This window comes from Pseudomonas cucumis, assembly GCF_030687935.1.
Classification (GTDB): domain Bacteria; phylum Pseudomonadota; class Gammaproteobacteria; order Pseudomonadales; family Pseudomonadaceae; genus Aquipseudomonas; species Aquipseudomonas cucumis.
Genome location: NZ_CP117454.1, coordinates 144,970 through 162,834, shown reverse-complemented (window position 1 = coordinate 162,834; position 17,865 = coordinate 144,970). Strand labels below are relative to the sequence as shown.

The window sequence follows — 17,865 nt, the reverse complement described above, 5'->3', positions numbered from 1 at the left end:
TTTGGATGAGGTGGTGATAGGGCTTGCTCGCGAAGAGGCCCTCAACCGCACCAAAAACTACCTCTCGTGCAACGCCTCGGCCCGAGCCCGGATAATCGGCTTGAGCAAATAACTGAGCACGGTCTTCTTGCCGGTAATGATGTCCACCGACGCCACCATCCCCGGAATGATCAGCAACGGTTTTTCATCCGTCCCCAGGTGACTGCGCTCGGTGCGCAGTTTGATGATGTAGTACGTAGTCTTCTTGTCTTCGTCGGTGATGGTGTCGGCACCGATCTGTTCCAGCTTGGCCTTCAGCCCACCGTAAATGGTGTAGTCGTAAGCCGTGAACTTCACCGTGGCGTCTTGCCCCGGATGCAGGAACGCGATGTCTTGCGGACGAATTTTGGCTTCTACCAGCAAGGTGTCATCCAGTGGCACGATCTCCACCAGATCGCTGCCCGGCTGGATTACGCCACCAATGGTGTTCACCAGCAACTTGTTGACGATGCCGCGCACGGGCGATGTCACCAACGTCCGGCTGACCCGGTCTTCCAGGGCCTTGCCAGTGGCTTGGGCCTTGTTCAGATCGGTGCGTGCTTCGTTGAGTTGGGTCAGGGCTTCGCTGCGGAACTTGCCGCGCGTCTCATCGATCTTGCGCTGCACTTCCTTGATCGCCGATTCGGCGCGAGGAATCGCCAGGGTGGTGGCGTCCAGTTGGCCGCGGGTTTCGACCTCGGCACGCTTGAGTCGCAAAACCTCCACCGGTGACACCGCGCCCTGAGCCACCAACGGCTCGGACATGTTGATTTCCTGACGCTGCAGCGACAACGCGCTGCGATACTGAGACTGTTTGGAGGTGAACTCGCGCAGCTCTTGCTGACGCTGGATCAATTGCTCCTGCAAGCCACCGATTTCATCGTGCAGTTGCTGCCGACGGCTGATGTACAGCGACTCTTCGCTGGCGGCCTGGGTGGGAACAGCCTTGAGCACGTCGGCGGGGAAGTTCAGCGGACGGTCATCGACCTCGGCGCTCAAGCGCTCCACACGCAGCAGCATCGACAGCCGATCGGCCTCGGTTTCACCGACGTTGGAGGCGAACCGCGTGTCGTCCAGACGAATCAGCGGCGCGCCGGCCTCGACGATTTGCCCTTCGGTGACGAACAACTCGGAGACGATGCCGCCCTCAAGGTTCTGGATTTTCTGGATCTTCGACGATGGAATCGCCTTGCCGTCGCCCTTGGTGACTTCATCGATGACCGCGAAGTTGGCCCAGAGCATCAGGAACACGAAGAAGCCGATGATCGCCCAGATCGTCAATCGCACCACGCGCGGAGCGTCTTCGATCAGCGCTTTGTTGACCTCGGGAAGAGGCTGGCCTTGCAGCGATGCGGAGCCTTTGAAGTAACGGCGGATGGAATCTTTGACCCCGGACTTAAGCAACACTGATCTGCCCCTTCTTCAACGCTTCCATCACGGCGGCTTTCGGGCCATCGGCGAGTATCTGCCCACGGTCGATCACCAGCAGACGATCCACCAGCGACAACAGCGAAGCCCGGTGCGTCACCAGCACCACGGTCTTGTTTTCCACCACCGCAGCGAGGCGTTGCTTGAGGCGTTCTTCGCCGGTGTTGTCCATGGCGCTGGTCGGTTCGTCCAGCAACAGGATCGGCGGGTTGAGCAGCAGCGCTCGGGCCAGGGCTACGTTCTGGCGCTGACCGCCAGACAGGTTCTGCCCACGTTCACCGACTTGCAGCTCATAACCTTGCGGGTGCAGACGGGCGAACTCGTGAACGCCGGCCAGTTCTGCGGCTTGCAGCACCAATTCGTCTTCGACATAGCGCGCGCCCGACACCAGGTTGTCGCGCAACGTGCCGGCGAGCAATTGGATGTCCTGAGGCACGTAGCCGATGTTGTGGCGCAATTCGCTGACGTCTATCTGACGGATATCCACACCATCCACCAGCAACGCGCCGTCGTCCGGTTGATAGAGGCCCACGAGCAATTTGGCCAGGGAGCTTTTGCCCGAGCCGCTGCGGCCGATGATGCCGATCTTCTCGCCGGGTTTGATGATCAGGTTGATGCCCTTCAGCGCGGGGTTCTGCTGATCCGGGTAAGTGAAGCTCAGCTGACGGCATTCAATGGCGCCTTGCAGCACTTTTCGGCTCAGCGGGCGCTCGTCGAAATTGCGCTCCTGGGGCAGCTCCATCATCTGATCGACCGAGGTCATGGTCACGCGGGCCTGCTGGTAGCGGGTCAGCAGGCCGGACAACGAAGCCAATGGGCTGAGGGCACGACCACTGAGCATGTAGCACGCGATCAAGCCGCCCATGCTCAGGTGGCCGTCGATGATCTGGTACACGCCGAAGACGATCATGATCACCCCGGCCAGTTGCTGAATCAGCAAAGTGATGTTCATCGCCAGGCCGGACAGCATTTTCACCCGCAGTTCGAGGCGGCTGAGGGTGCCAATGGTCTGCTCCCACTGGTACTGGCGTTCGCTTTCGGCGTTGTTGACCTTCACCGCATCGAGGCCGGCAAGGGTTTCGATCAGGCTCGACTGGCGCTCGGCTCCCAGGGCCATGGTTCGCTCCATGGTCGCCACCAGCGGCTTCTGCAAGGCATAACCGATCAGTAGCGCAATCGGGAACGCCAGCACCGGAATCCACACCAGATGCCCACCGAGGATCGCGATGACCATGAAGATCAGCAGCGTAAACGGAAGGTCGATCAGGCTGGTGAGGGTCAGCGACGCAAGGAAGTCGCGCAGGCTCTGAAACTCATGAATGTTCTGGGCGAAGCTGCCGACTCGCGCCGGACGGTACTTCATGGCCATGCCGACGATGCGCTCGAACAGCGTCGCGGAGATGATCAGGTCGGTTTTCTTGCCGGCCAGGTCCAGGCACAGGCTGCGCAGGCTCTTGAGGATCAGGTCGAACAGGTAAGCGCCCGTGATGCCGATGGCCAGGACCCACAGGGTCGACTCGGCCTGGTTCGGCACCACGCGGTCGTAGACATTCATCACGAACAGCGGCGCGGCCATGGCAATGATGTTGATCAGAAAACTGGCAGCGATGGCGTCGGCGTACAACCAGCGCGAACGCTTGAGGGTGTCGCGAAACCACGAACGCGCACGTGGGATCAGCGGGCCGTGGTTAACGTCGAATTTGTGTTGGGGTTGGGCGAAGAAGACTTTGCCGCTGTAATCGTCGGCGAGCAGTTCACGGCTGACGCAAACCTCACCACCATCGCTTTCGCTAAGCAGCAGACGGGCCTGGTCTTCACCGTGCCAGCCGAGCAACACCGCGCTGCGACCGTCCTTGAGCAGCAACAGCGCCGGCATGGCAATCGCCGGAATCTGCTCCAGCTTGCGTTGCAACACCCGCCCCTGCAGCCCGGCGCGAGCGGCCGCGCGGGGCAGCAGTTCGACGCTCAGGCGTTGTTTGGGCAGCGGCAGGCCGGTGGTCAGCATCGCGGCGCTGGCCGGTTTCTGGTGCAAAGTGCAAAGGGCTAGCAGGCCGTCCAGTAACGGATCGTCATGCAGCGCGCGCGGATCATGAATGAGTTGAACTCGACTGACTTCTGATTCCACGCTCGACACTCTTGGCTAACGATTGAAATGGGGAAGGACTCAATTCATCCCGGGCAACTGGACTTTGGGTTTCACGTCGTTTTGCACAACGGATGCCAACGGTGCGACTACGCCCTGACTTTTGAGCAATTCGCCCATGGTCGCCTTGATTCGGTACTGAGTAAATAACTGAATGTTTTTGATCTCGGCCAGCCGACGGGAAGCGCTGAAGAGCTCGTTTTCACTGTCGAGCAGGTCGAGCAAGGTGCGTTCGCCGAGGCTGAACTGCTTCTGATAAGCACTGCGCACACTGGCGCTGCGATCGACATATTGCTGGGCGATCGGCACTTGGGCGTTGGCGTTGTTCAGGGCGTTCCAGGCCAGGCCCAGTTCTTCGTTCAACACGCGCAGGGCGTTGTTGCGAATATCCAGCGCCTGGTTCGACAGGTAGGACTTGGATTCCAGATCAGCCTTGTTGCTGCCACCGGCGAACAAATTGAAGCGCATGCGCAACATGGCCTGCCATTCGTTGCTGTGACCATTCTGACCGTCGAGATCATTGTCGGCGCTGCGACCCAGTTCGGCATCGAAGCGCGGGTAGAAGCTCGACTTGGCGGCTTCGTACTGTTTCTCGGCGGCAGCGATATCGGATTCGGCGGAGCGCAGGATCGGGCTGTTTTCCAGCATCTGCGCCCGGGCTTCATTCAGATTGGCCGGCAACAGCGCCATGAAATCGGCAGGCCGCTCCAGTTGATCGGGCATCTGGCCGACGGCGCTGAGGTAGTTGGTTTCGGCATCGGCCAGGTTGGTCTGTTCAGTGATCAGGTTGTTGCGGGCCTGGGCCATACGCGCGTCAGCCTGATCGAGGTCGGCGCCGCTGCCCACGCCGCGTTGGGTGCGCAACTTGATCTGGTCAAGAATCCGTTCGTGGTTCTTCAGGTTGTCTTCGGCCAGGCGCACGAATTCACGGCGGGTCAATACATCGAGATAAACCTGAGCGACGGTCAGCCCGGTACGTTCCGACGTGCCCAGCAAGGAATAAGCGCGGGAATTAACGGTGGCTTGTTGACGCCCCACTTCGCTGGAAGTCGCAAAACCGTCAAAAACCATCTGCGACAGACGTAAACTTGACTCGCTGCGGTTCAGCGTTTCCCAGTGATTGTTGTTGCCGGCGGCCCGGGTGGTGACGCTGTCGGTGCCTTCGCGACCATAACCACCGAGCAGATCGACCCTTGGCAGGTATCCACCTTTGGCGGCCTTTAACTGATAATCCGCGGCCAATCGGCTGTTAACCCCAGCCTGAATTTCCGGATGGACATCCAGCGCCTGCTGCATGGCCTGCGGGAGGCTTTGCGCCTGAACAAAGCTGGCGGCAAGGGCGAAGGGTAGAACCTTGAACAGGTGCAAACGCATAGTTGGAATTTCCCGGGACTTCTTGTCTTGAATCACTGCAGAACCTGGCGCTGCATCGCATGATGGCAACCGGAATGACCGTATGTCGGAAAGTTCAAAAACGGAACTGGATCACACGCTGTAGGACAGGTCGCCGCTTAAATATCAATGTGACATTACTGGGACGATTGTTTAGGATGGCTCCCTTAAGGTCAATAGTTTGGCATAAAGTTAATTTCGAAAAAATATAGCCAAATTATTGACGAATTACGCGTCAAACTTATGCAGCAAATATCTAGAAAGTACGTCCAGCCCCGATCGGCTATCACGCCGAGCGGTTCATGGAAGTCAACTGAACGTGACACCCGGAGAGTCTTCAATGAGCAGTGTTGTTGCCATCGTCAAAAGCATTGTTGGTCAGGTTTTCGCGGTGTCGCCAGAAGGCATCCGCCGCGTACTCGTTGAAGGCGACCGGTTGTTGGTCGGCGATCAGGTAGACACCGGTGCCGCTGGTGCCATTACACTCGAACTGGCTGATGGCCGCACGCTGGACCTGGGCCGCGACACTCAGTGGAGCGGCAGCGATCCGGATTCCAGCACCGACCTTGCGCAAGCCACTGCACAAGCCGCGCCATCGGTTGACGAATTGCAACAAGCCATCGCCGCCGGCGTCGACCCGACCACCGCCCTTGAAGCCACCGCCGCCGGCCCTACGGCTGCGAGCTCGGGCGGCGCTGCCGGTGGCGGCCACAGTTTCGTGGCCCTGGAAGCAACCGCTGGCCGGGTCGACCCGACTATCGGCTTCCCGACTGAAGGCCTCGCCACTGCCGCGTTGGCAACACAAGACACCACCGGCGGCCAGACTGCCGACACCAGCACCAATGCCCTGCGCGAATCGACCCTGAGCCTGAGCGCCACGCCGACCATCACCGAGGCCGGTGGCGTGCTGGTTTACACCGCGACCCTGACCCAGGCGCCTCTGACCGACCTGACCATTACCCTGTCCAACGGCTCGGTGATCGTGATCGCAGCCGGCCAAACCACCGGCACCGTCAACGTCCCGCTGGCACCGAACGACACTGTTTATAACGATCCGACCCAGATCAACGTGACCGTCACCGGCACCACGGGCGGCAGCGGTATCGTGGTCACCCCGCCGACCGTTCCGGCCGTGACCCAGGTCACCGACACCGTCGACACCACCACCGTCACACTGACAGCGGGCTCGACCGTTACCGAAGGCGGTCAGATCACCTACACCGCGACATTGACCAACCCGGCGCAGACGCCGGTCACCGTCACCTTGTCCAACGGTTCGACCATCACCATCGCCGCTGGCAACACCACCGGCAGCGTCAACGTTCCGACACCGGCCAATGACGTCTACAACAACGGCAGTACCGTCAGCACCACAATTACCGGGACGACTGGCGGCAACTTCGAAAACCTGGTGCCGAGCCCGACGCCGGCTGTCACCACCATTACCGATTCGCCTGACACCACCACCGTCACGCTGACAGCCGGCTCGACCGTCACCGAAGGCGGTCAGATCACCTACACCGCGACCCTGACCAACCCGGCGCAGACGCCGGTCACCGTCAACTTGTCCAACGGTTCGACCATCACCATCGCCGCTGGCAACACCACCGGCAGCGTCAACGTTCCGACGCCGAGCAACGACGTTTACAACAACGGCAGTAACGTCAGCACCACGATTACCGGGACTACTGGCGGCAACTTCGAGAACCTGGTGCCGAACCCGACTCCAGCTGTCACCACTATTACCGATTCGATCGACAATACCGGCCTGAGCCTGACCGCCACCGGCAGCGTCACTGAAGGTGGCCAGATCACCTACACCGCGACCCTGACCAACCCGGCGCAGACACCGGTCACCGTCAACTTGTCCAACGGTTCGACCATTACCATCGAAGCCGGTAAAACCACCGGTTCCGTGAACGTCGACACCTCGGCCAATGACGTCTACAACAACGGCAGCACCGTCAGCACCACGATCACTGGCGCTACCGGCGGCAACTTCGAGAACCTCGTACCGAGCACCACGCCGGCCGTCACCACCATCACCGACTCGATCGACAACACCAGCCTGACCCTCAGCGCCACCGGTACCGTCGTCGAAGGCGGCCAGATCACCTACACCGCCACCCTGACCAACCCGGCCGGCACGCCGATGACCGTGACCTTGAGCAATGGCTCGGTCATTACCATCGAAGCGGGCAAGACCACCGGCAGCGTGACGGTCGATACCGCGGCCAACGACGTCTACAACAATGGCAGCACCGTCAGCACCACGATCACCGGCACCACCGGTGGCAATTTCGAGCAACTGACGCCGAGCACCGAGCCGGCGCTCACCACCATTACCGATTCGAAAGACGACACCGGCCTGAGCCTGTCGGCGTCCACCGAAGTGGCCGAAGGTGGTCAGATTCTGTACACCGCGACGTTGACCAATCCGGCCGGTACGCCGGTCACTGTGACCCTGAGCAACGGAGCGGTGATCACCATCGCCGCTGGCGCGACCACCGGCAGCGTAAGCGTCGATGCGCCTGCCGATGATGTTTATAAAGATGCCGGCAAGGTTGAAGTGACCATCACGGACGCCGCTGGCGGCAACTTTGAGAACCTGGTGACGGACCCGGCGGCAGCGGTCACTGACGTGACTGATACCCTCGATACCAGCACCGTTTCGCTGACGGCTACCGCGGGCGTTGTCGAGGGCGGCACCGTGGTTTACACCGCATCCGTGACATCACCGGTCACCGGTTCGCCGGTGGTTGTGACCCTGTCGAACGGCCAGACCATTACCATTCCGGTCGGATCGAGCAGCGGTTCTGTCAACTTCGTTGCGCCAAACGATGCCCTCGCTGGCGGCGGCTCTCTGAGCGTCAAGATCGACGATGCCAAGGGTGGTAATTACGAGAAGCTGGAAGTTGACGGCAAATCAGCCGACACCTCGGTGACTGATACCCAGGACACCACCAACCTGTCGCTGACCGCCAGCGGTTCAGTGGATGAAGGTGGCCAGATCACCTACACCGCAACCCTGACCAACGCCGCCGGCACACCGGTCACCGTGACGCTGTCGAACGGCGCCGTGATCACCATCGAAGCGGGTAAAACTACCGGCTCCGTGACCGTCGAGGCACCGAAGGACGATGTCTACAAAGATGCCGGCACCGTCGAAGCGACCATCCAAGGTGCGACCGGCGGCAATTTCGAGAACCTGGTTGCCAGCGATACCCCGGCGGTCACCACCGTCAATGACACCATCGACACCAGCACCGTTTCGCTGACTGCCACTTCGAGCGTCGCCGAAGGCGGTACCGTGGTTTACACCGCGTCCGTGACCTCGCCCGTCACCGGTTCGCCAGTCGTTGTGACCCTGTCCAACGGCCAGAGCATCACCATTCCGGTCGGGTCGAGCAGCGGTTCTGTCAACTTCGTTGCGCCAAATGATGCACTGGCCGGTGGCGGCTCGCTGAGCGTCAAGATCGACGATGCCAAGGGCGGTAACTACGAGAAGCTGGACGTCGATGGCAAGTCGGCCGACACCTCGGTGACTGATACTCCGGAAACCACCACCCTCAGTTTGAGCGCAACCGACTCCGTGGCTGAAGGTGGCTCGATCGTTTACACCGCCACCCTGACCAACACCGCCGGGACTCCAGTCACCGTCACGTTGAGCAACGGAGCCGTGATCACCATCGCGGCCGGCGCCACCAGCGGCTCCGTGACCGTCGACGCGCCGAAGGACGATGTCTACAAAGACGCCGGCCAAGTTGAAGTAACCATCAAGGATGCCTTAGGCGGCAACTTTGAGAACCTGGTGACGGACCCGGCGGCTGCGGTCACCGATGTGACTGACACCCTCGACACTTCGACGGTTAATCTGACGGCGACGTCTACCGTCGCTGAAGGCGGCACCGTGGTTTACACCGCGTCCGTCAGCGCCCCGGTCACCGGTTCGCCGGTGGTTGTCACTCTGTCCAATGGCCAGACCATTACCATCCCGGTTGGCTCGAGCAGCGGTTCTGTCAACTTCGTTGCGCCAAATGATGCACTGGCCGGTGGCGGCTCGCTGAGCGTCAAGATTGACGATGCCAAGGGTGGCAACTACGAGAAGCTGGACGTCGATGGCAAGTCGGCGGACACCTCGGTGACTGATACCCAGGACACCACCAACCTGTCGCTGACCGCGACCGGCGCCGTAGACGAAGGCGGCCAGATCACCTACACGGCGACCCTGACCAATGCGGCCGGGACTCCGTTAACCGTGACGCTGAGCAATGGCGCTGTTATCACCATTGAAGCGGGTAAAACTACCGGCTCTGTGACCGTCGACGCACCAAAGGACGATGTCTACAAAGATGCCGGCACCGTCGAAGCAACGATCAAAGATGCGACTGGTGGTGGTTTCGAGAACCTGGTGACTAGCGACACCCCGGCGGTGACCACCGTCAATGACACCATCGACACCAGCACCGTTTCGCTGACAGCCACCGCGAATGTCGCCGAAGGCGAAACCGTGGTCTACACCGCGACGGTCAGCGCACCCGTCACCGGTGCGCCAGTGATCGTCACTCTGTCCAACGGCCAGAGCATCACTATCCCGGTCGGCGAAACCACCGGCAGCGTGAACTTTGTCGCGCCAAACAGCCCCCTGGCGGGCGGCAGCTCCCTGAGCGTCAAGATTGACGGCGCAACGGGCGGTAATTACGAGAAGCTGGAAGTCGACGGCAAATCGGCGGACACCTCGGTGACTGATACCGCGGATACCACCAACCTGTCGCTGACTGCGACCGGTGCAGTGGATGAGGGTGGCCAGATCACCTACACCGCGACCCTGACCAACGCCGCCGGCACACCGGTCACCGTGACCCTGTCGAACGGCGCCGTGATCACCATCGAAGCAGGCAAAACCACCGGCTTCGTGACCGTCGATGCACCGAAGGACGACGTCTACAAAGACGCCGGCACCGTCGAAGCAACCATCCAAGGTGCGACCGGCGGCAATTTCGAGAACCTGGTCGCCAGCGATACCCCGGCGGTCACCACCGTCAATGACACCATCGACTCCAGCACCGTTTCGCTGACTGCCACTTCGAGTGTCGCTGAAGGCGGGACCGTGGTTTACACCGCGTCCGTGACCTCGCCCGTCACCGGTTCGCCAGTGGTTGTCACCCTGTCCAACGGCCAGACCATTACCATCCCGGTCGGCTCGAGCAGCGGTTCTGTCAACTTCGTTGCGCCAAACGATGCGCTGGCCGGTGGCAGCTCCCTGAGCGTCAAGATCGACGATGCGAAGGGCGGTAACTACGAGAAGCTGGAAATTGACGGCAAGTCGACGGACACCTCGGTTACCGATACTCCTGACACCACCACCCTCAGCCTCTCGGCTACTGACTCGGTCGCTGAAGGCGGGTCGATTGTTTACACCGCGACCCTGACCAACGCCGCTGGCACGCCAGTGACCGTCACCCTGAGCAACGGTGCCGTGATCACCATCGCCGCCGGCGCCACCAGCGGTTCCATGACCGTCGATGCGCCGAAAGACGACGTCTACAAAGATGCCGGCACCGTCGAAGCGACCATCAAAGACGCCGCAGGCGGCAACTTTGAAAACCTGATCACCAGTCCAGCGGCAGCGGTCACCGAGGTGACTGACACCCTCGACACTTCGACGGTCAACCTGACGGCGACGTCTACTGTCGCTGAGGGTGGGACCGTGGTTTACACCGCGTCCGTATCGGCGCCGGTGACCGGCTCGCCGGTGGTCGTCACCCTGTCCAACGGCCAGACCATCACCATTCCAGTCGGCTCGAGCAGCGCCAGCGTGAACTTCACCGCGCCGAACGATGCGTTGGCCGGCGGTGGTTCACTGAGCGTCAAGATCGACGACGCCAAAGGTGGCAACTACGAGAAGCTGGACGTCGATGGCAAGTCGGCGGACACCTCGATCACTGACACGTCCGACACCACTACCCTCAGCCTGAGCGCTACTGACTCCGTCGCTGAAGGCGGGTCCATCGTTTACACCGCGACCCTGACCAATGCCGCCGGCACGCCAGTGACCGTCACCCTGAGCAACGGCGCCATCATCACCATCGCCGCCGGTGCAACCACCGGCTCCGTGACTGTCGATGCACCAAAAGACGACGTCTACAAAGACGCCGGCCAGGTCGAAGTCACGATCAAGGATGCCGCAGGCGGCAACTTTGAAAACCTGGCGACCAACCCGGCGGCTGCGGTTACCGACGTCACCGATACCATCGACACCTCGACCGTGAATCTGACGGCGACGTCCACCGTCGCCGAAGGCGGCACCGTGGTTTACACCGCGTCCGTATCGGCACCGGTGACCGGTTCGCCAGTGATCGTCACCCTGTCCAACGGCCAGACCATCACCATTCCGGTCGGCTCGAGCAGCGCCAGCGTCAACTTCACTGCGCCGAACGATGCTTTGGCCGGCGGTGGTTCGCTGAGCGTGAAGATCGACGATGCCAAGGGCGGTAACTACGAAAAACTGGAAATTGACGGCAAATCGGCGGACACCTCGGTTACCGACACCGCTGACACAACCAACCTGTCGCTGACCGCGACCGGCACCGTGGATGAAGGCGGCCAGATCACCTACACGGCAACCCTGACCAATGCAGCCGGTACACCGGTCACCGTGACCCTGTCGAACGGCGCCGTGATCACCATCGAAGCGGGTAAAACTACCGGCTCCGTGACCGTCGACGCACCAAAGGACGATGTCTACAAAGATGCCGGCACCGTCGAAGCAACCATCAAAGATGCGACTGGTGGTGGTTTCGAGAACCTGGTCGCCAGCGACACGCCTGCGGTGACCACCGTCAACGACACCATCGACACCAGCACCGTTTCGCTGACTGCCACTTCGAGCGTCGCCGAAGGCGGTACCGTGGTTTACACCGCATCCGTGACGTCGCCAGTCACCGGCTCGCCAGTGATCGTCACCCTGTCCAACGGCCAGACCATCACCATCCCGGTTGGCTCGAGCAGCGCCAGCGTCAACTTCACTGTGCCAAACGATGCACTGGCCGGCGGTGGTTCGCTGAGCGTGAAGATCGACGATGCCAAGGGCGGTAACTACGAGAAGCTGGAAATTGACGGCAAGTCGGCGGACACCTCGGTTACCGATACTCCGGAAACCACTACCCTCAGCCTCTCGGCGACTGATTCGGTCGCTGAAGGCGGTTCCATCGTTTACACCGCGACCTTGACCAACGCCGCCGGCACCCCGGTCACTGTCACGTTGAGCAACGGCGCGAGCATCACCATCGCGGCCGGCGCAACTACCGGCTCCGTGACTGTCGATGCACCAAAAGACGACGTCTACAAAGACGCCGGCCAGGTCGAAGTCACGATCAAGGATGCCGCAGGCGGCAACTTTGAAAACCTGGCGACCAACCCGGCGGCTGCGGTTACCGACGTCACCGATACTATCGACACTTCAACCGTGAATCTGACGGCGACGTCCACCGTCGCCGAAGGCGGCACCGTTGTTTACACCGCGTCCGTCAGCGCACCGGTCACCGGTTCGCCAGTGGTCGTGACCCTCTCCAACGGCCAGACCATTACCATCCCGGTCGGTTCGAGCAGCGCCAGCGTCAACTTCACTGCACCGAACGATGCGCTGGCCGGCGGTGGTTCGCTGAGCGTGAAGATCGACGATGCCAAGGGCGGCAACTACGAGAAGCTGGAAGTTGACGGCAAGTCGGCGGACACCTCGGTGACTGACACCGCAAGCACCACCACTCTCAGCCTGAGCGCATCCGATTCGGTCGCCGAAGGTAGTCAGATCACTTACACCGCCACCCTGACCAACGCCGCCGGCACACCCGTAACCGTCACGCTTAGCAACGGCGCCGTGATCACCATCGATGCCGGCAAAACCACTGGCTCCGTGACCGTCGATGCACCAAAAGACGACGTCTACAAAGACGCCGGCACTGTCCAGGCGACCATCTCCACCGCCACCGGTGGCAACTTCGAGAACCTGGTGCCAAGCACTGCCCCGGCAGTAACCAGCATCACCGACACCCTCGACACCTCGACCGTCACCCTGAACGCCACCGCTTCGGCAACTGAAGGTGGCACGGTCACTTACACCGCGACTGTCGGTGCACCGGTGACGGGCAGCCCGGTCACCGTGTCCTTGGCCAACGGCCAGACGATCACGATCGAAGTCGGTAAAACCACCGGTACCGTGACCACTACCGCACCGAACGATGCCCTGGCCGGTCATGCTCCGCTGACCAACTCGATCACCAGCGTCAGCGGCGGTAACTACGAGAACCTGGTGGCGGATAAAACGCCGGTCAGCACCACCGTGACCGACACCGTCGACACCACCAACCTCAGCCTGAGCGCGACCAACTCGGTGGCCGAAGGTAGCCAGATCACTTACACCGCGACCCTGACCAACGCCGCCGGCACTCCGGTGACCGTGACGTTGAGCAATGGCGCCGTGATCACCATCGACGCCGGCAAAACCACTGGCACCGTGACTGTCGATGCACCAAAAGACGACGTCTACAAAGACGCTGGCACTGTCCAGGCGACCATCTCCACCGCCACGGGCGGCAACTTCGAAAACCTGGTCACCAGCAACACCGCTGCGGTCACGACGGTCACCGACACGATCGACAAAACCGAAGTCAGCATCAGCGGCAGCACCTCGGTCACCGAAGGCCAGACCGCCAGCTACACCGTCAGCCTGACTCACCCGGCACAGACCGAAGTGACCCTGAAGATCGTCTACAGCGGCACCGCCGCCGACGGTTCGGACTTCACCGGCGTGTACACCGTGAAAATCCCGGCGGGTGCCAGCAGCGCGAACTTCAACGTCGCGACGCTGGACGACAAGCTCACCGAAGGCACCGAGAATTTCGTGGTCAAGATCGACTCGGCCACCGGCGGTAACTTCGAAAACCTCGCGGTCAGCACCACCAATGGCAGCGTCAGCACCTCGATCCTCGACAATGATGCCGCGCCGGTTCTCGACCTCGACGCCAACAACTCCAGCGGCGCCACCGGGGCCAACTACAACGTGACCTTCACTGAAGGCACCACCGGCCAGGGCGTCTCGATTGGCGACACCGACCTGAAAATCACCGACCCGGACAGCACCATGCTGACCGGCGCCACCATCGTGCTGACCAACCGTCAGCCGGGCGATGCGCTGAACCTGGGCAACAGCGTCAATGGCATCAGCATCAACGCCAACAGCCAGGACGGCACCGTCACCCTGACGCTGTCGGGCAACGCGACGCTGGCCGACTACATGCAGCAGATCAAAAACATCAGCTTCACCAACAGCAGTGAAGATCCGAGCACCGTGCCGCGGATCATCACCGTGACAGTGACCGATGGCAGCAACTACTCCAACACCGCAACCACTACCGTCAACGTGGTGGCCGTGAACGACGCGCCGACCGCCGCACCGGTTAACGTCACCGGCACCGAAGACACCCCGCTGATTCTCGGCTGGTCGACCTTCGGCGTCAGCGATGTCGACAGCCCGGCTGCCAACCTGGGGGTGAAAATCACTCAGCTGCCGGGCGAAGGCAAGTTGCAGTACCTGGACGGTGCGACCTGGAAAGACGTAGCGACCAACCAGACCTTCAGCAAGGCCGACATCGACGCCGGCAAATTGCGCTTCACGCCAGATGCCAACGAATCGGGCGTCGATGCTTACGGTGGCAACGGTGTGGGCAACAAACAGGCCGACTACGCGCAGATCAAGTTCCAGCCAACCGACGGTCAACTGCTGGGCAACACTGGCACAGTGAAAATCGACATCACACCGGTTGCGGACGCGCCATCCCTGAGCGTCGCGGACAACAGCGTCAAGTCCACCGGCCTGATCAAGGAAGTCTGGACCGGCCTGGCGGGCCTCGGCACCGATGGCAGCGGCGCGTCTTCCGGCACGCTGAAATCGATCATCGACGGCGCGGGCACCCCGAACTCCAGCAGCACCGTGACCAACGTGCAGTCTAACGGCAGCGTCACCGCCGGCACCGCCTCTAAAACCTCTGGGCTGATTTACCTCGAAGCCGGCAAGACGTACACCTTCAGCGGTATCGGTGACGACAGCCTGTTGGTGACCATCGGCGGTAAAAACGTGGCCGCTACCACGTGGGGTGCGGGCGGTAATCTGAACGGTTCGTTCACCCCGACCACCAGCGGTTACTACACCCTGGACATCTACCACCACAACCAGAGCGGCCCGGGCAGCTATGACGTCAACCTGTCGGTCAACGGCGGCGCGGCGGTCGACTTGAGCAGTGCCGGCGTGCCGCTGTACACCGGCGTGGCGGATCTGGCCGCGTCTGGCGTGACAGTGTCCGACCTGCACGGCACCAATGGCGAAGGCTACTACGACGGCTACAAACTCAACGAAGGCGCCGAAGGTACCAGCGTTCACTTGTCCGCGATCAAGACCGCACTGACCGACACCGACGGCTCCGAAAGCCTGAGCGTGAAGATCAGCGGTATGCCGGAAGGCTCGGTGCTCAGCGATGGTGCAGGCCATACCTTCACCACCACCAATGGCGAAGCCAACGTCACCGGCTGGAACCTCGGCACGCTGACCGTTACTCCGCCGCCGTACTACAACGGTCAGTTCACCCTGACTGTGACATCGACATCCACTGAAGCCCATGGCGGTTCCGCACCGAGCACTGCGCAGATCCCGGTCACGGTGTATCCGTCGGTTTATAACGCGGTGACCGCCACTGCCGCCGACGACACCATCACCGGTACCGACGGCAATGACATCATGGTCGCCGACATCGGCGGGCTGACCGTGGTGCCGGGCACCAACTACAACATCGCATTCATGGTCGATAGCTCGGGCAGCATGAGCGCTTCTTCGATCAGCGCCGCCAAGGCTTCGCTGACCGCGGTGTTCAACACCCTCAAGCAAAGCATGGGCGGTAACTCCGGGACGGTGAACATCTTCCTGGCGGACTTCGATAACCAGGTCAACAAGTCGGTGTCGGTGAATCTGAACGACCCGAATGCGCTGACGTTGCTCAAATCCGTTCTGGATTCGATGTCGTCCGGCGGTGGCACCAACTATGAGGACGTGTTCAAAACCACGGCCAACTGGTTCCAGAGTGCCGACGCGATGGCCAACACCGGCGCGAAGAACCTCACGTACTTCATCACCGACGGCAAGCCGACCTACTACCAGGGCGGCGAGCAGACCAACCCGACCTTGTTCGGCAACGTGAAGCTCGATGACGTCATCACCACCACCAATTACAAGTTGGGGCAGACGTATTCCGGCTACCTGGATAACACTCATTACCTGACCATCGACAGTGGCGGCAACGTCACGCTGCAGACGTACAAAAACTCGTCGGGTCGCTGGCACAGCGACGAACTGGGCACCCTCCATGCCGAGGGTAACGGCACGTACGAGCTGTCCTATCGCGATGGCACCGGCTACAGCACCGACTCCACTGCCATCGACAACTCCACCAGCAGCTTCACGTTGCTGAGCAACGTGTCGACGGTGGAAGCGATCGGCCTGAACAAAGATGTCACCCTCACCGACCTCAAGCCGTACGACACCGATCAAACGCCACAAACCAACATCGACCCCAAAGACCTGGCCAACTCGATCATCGGCCATACCGAAGCGACGATGCCGGGTGCCGACACGGTCAGCGGCGGTGACGGCAACGACCTCCTGTTCGGCGATCTGGTGAGCTTCAATGGCATTGCCGGCGAGGGTTATCAGGCCATGCAGGCGTTCGTGGCCCAGCAAACCGGCGTCGATGTCAGCAAAGTCACCACCAGCAACGTGCACCAGTACATCACCGAGCACTACACCGCGTTCGACGTGTCTGGCGCCCATGACGGTAATGACACGCTGCTGGGTGGCGCGGGCAACGACATTCTCTTCGGCCAGGGTGGCAACGACCTCCTCGACGGCGGCAAGGGCAATGACATTCTGCTGGGTGGCAGCGGCAATGACTCGTTGATCGGCGGTCAAGGCAACGACATTCTGATTGGCGGTTCGGGTGCCGACACCTTCATCTGGAAGGCTGGCGACACCGGCAGCGACGTGATCAAGGACTTCAAGGCCAGCGAAGGCGATCGCATCGACCTGCGTGATCTGTTGCAGGGCGAAACCGGCAGCACCATCGACAACTTCCTGAAGATCACCACGGTGGATGGTGTGTCGTCCCTGCAAGTCAGCTCTGGCGGCAAGTTCAACGGTGCCGACGCCGCAGCGGCCACCCCGGACGTGACGATCAAACTGGAAGGTAACAATTGGTCCAGCGCCAGCATCAATTCGTTGATCGCCGGCAGTGACCCGACCATCAAGGTCGATCACAACAACAGCTGATCAGCAGGCTGACGGCCGTCCAAACCGGGCGGCCGTCATGTTTGCGTCCACCTCACGGGTGACGATTTCGTCGTCGCACCGCATACTCGCCTGCGTTGGCCTATGCTGCTGACAGCACGACGCTGGTCCATTTCCGAGGGATGCTCAATGTTTTACGTGCAACGCGATGCGCAAGGTCAGTTAGTGCGCGTGGAAGCCACGGCCTACGCCGAGGCCACGGAAACGCTGCCGGCCGACAACCATGAAATCCAGGCCTGGTTTGCCCACGAAGTGGTTGAAACCAGCCTAAAGCAGCTCAAGCAGAGCGACCTGGAAATGATCCGGGTACTCGACGACTTGATTCAGGTGCTGACCCAAAAAGGCGTGATCCGCGTTACCGATCTGCCGCCGGCCGCGCAGGCCAAGCTGATGGACCGAAACCAGGCCCGTGAAGCGCTGGGCGGGTTGAGCCAATTGATCGATGATGATGAGACGGGGTTGATCTAAGCCCGACGCCGATCGTTCCCACGCT

General features: G+C 61.2%; 5 protein-coding genes. 2 read left to right on the top strand and 3 right to left on the bottom strand.

Annotated features, from left to right (window positions below):
• Nucleotides 1-57 precede the first annotated feature (57 nt).
• Genes PSH97_RS00695 through PSH97_RS00685 form a run of 3 tightly spaced genes read right to left on the bottom strand, consistent with a single transcriptional unit; the run spans nucleotide 58 to nucleotide 4,963 of the window.
• Nucleotides 58-1,425 carry an HlyD family type I secretion periplasmic adaptor subunit gene (locus tag PSH97_RS00695; protein WP_305424277.1) on the bottom strand — a complete coding sequence of 456 codons (1,368 nt, stop codon included), beginning with the start codon at nucleotides 1,423-1,425 and terminating at the stop codon, nucleotides 58-60.
• Nucleotides 1,415-3,571, bottom strand: coding sequence for a type I secretion system permease/ATPase (locus tag PSH97_RS00690; protein ID WP_305447701.1), 2,157 nt, complete (start codon nucleotides 3,569-3,571; stop codon nucleotides 1,415-1,417). Before PSH97_RS00690 ends, PSH97_RS00695 begins: the two co-directional genes overlap by 11 nt.
• 39 nt (nucleotides 3,572-3,610) lie before the next feature.
• Nucleotides 3,611-4,963 carry a TolC family outer membrane protein gene (locus tag PSH97_RS00685; protein WP_305447700.1) on the bottom strand — a complete coding sequence of 451 codons (1,353 nt, stop codon included), beginning with the start codon at nucleotides 4,961-4,963 and terminating at the stop codon, nucleotides 3,611-3,613.
• 358 nt (nucleotides 4,964-5,321) lie between these two features.
• On the opposite strand from PSH97_RS00685, the gene PSH97_RS00680 reads away from it, so the two are divergent.
• Both PSH97_RS00680 and PSH97_RS00675 read left to right on the top strand, forming a co-directional pair.
• The gene (locus tag PSH97_RS00680) at nucleotides 5,322-17,354 is read left to right on the top strand and encodes a retention module-containing protein (protein WP_305447699.1); all 12,033 of its coding nucleotides are present in this window, start codon (nucleotides 5,322-5,324) and stop codon (nucleotides 17,352-17,354) included.
• 147 nt (nucleotides 17,355-17,501) lie between these two features.
• Nucleotides 17,502-17,840, top strand: coding sequence for a tryptophan synthase subunit beta (locus PSH97_RS00675; RefSeq protein WP_305447698.1), 339 nt, complete (start codon nucleotides 17,502-17,504; stop codon nucleotides 17,838-17,840).
• Nucleotides 17,841-17,865 lie beyond the last annotated feature (25 nt).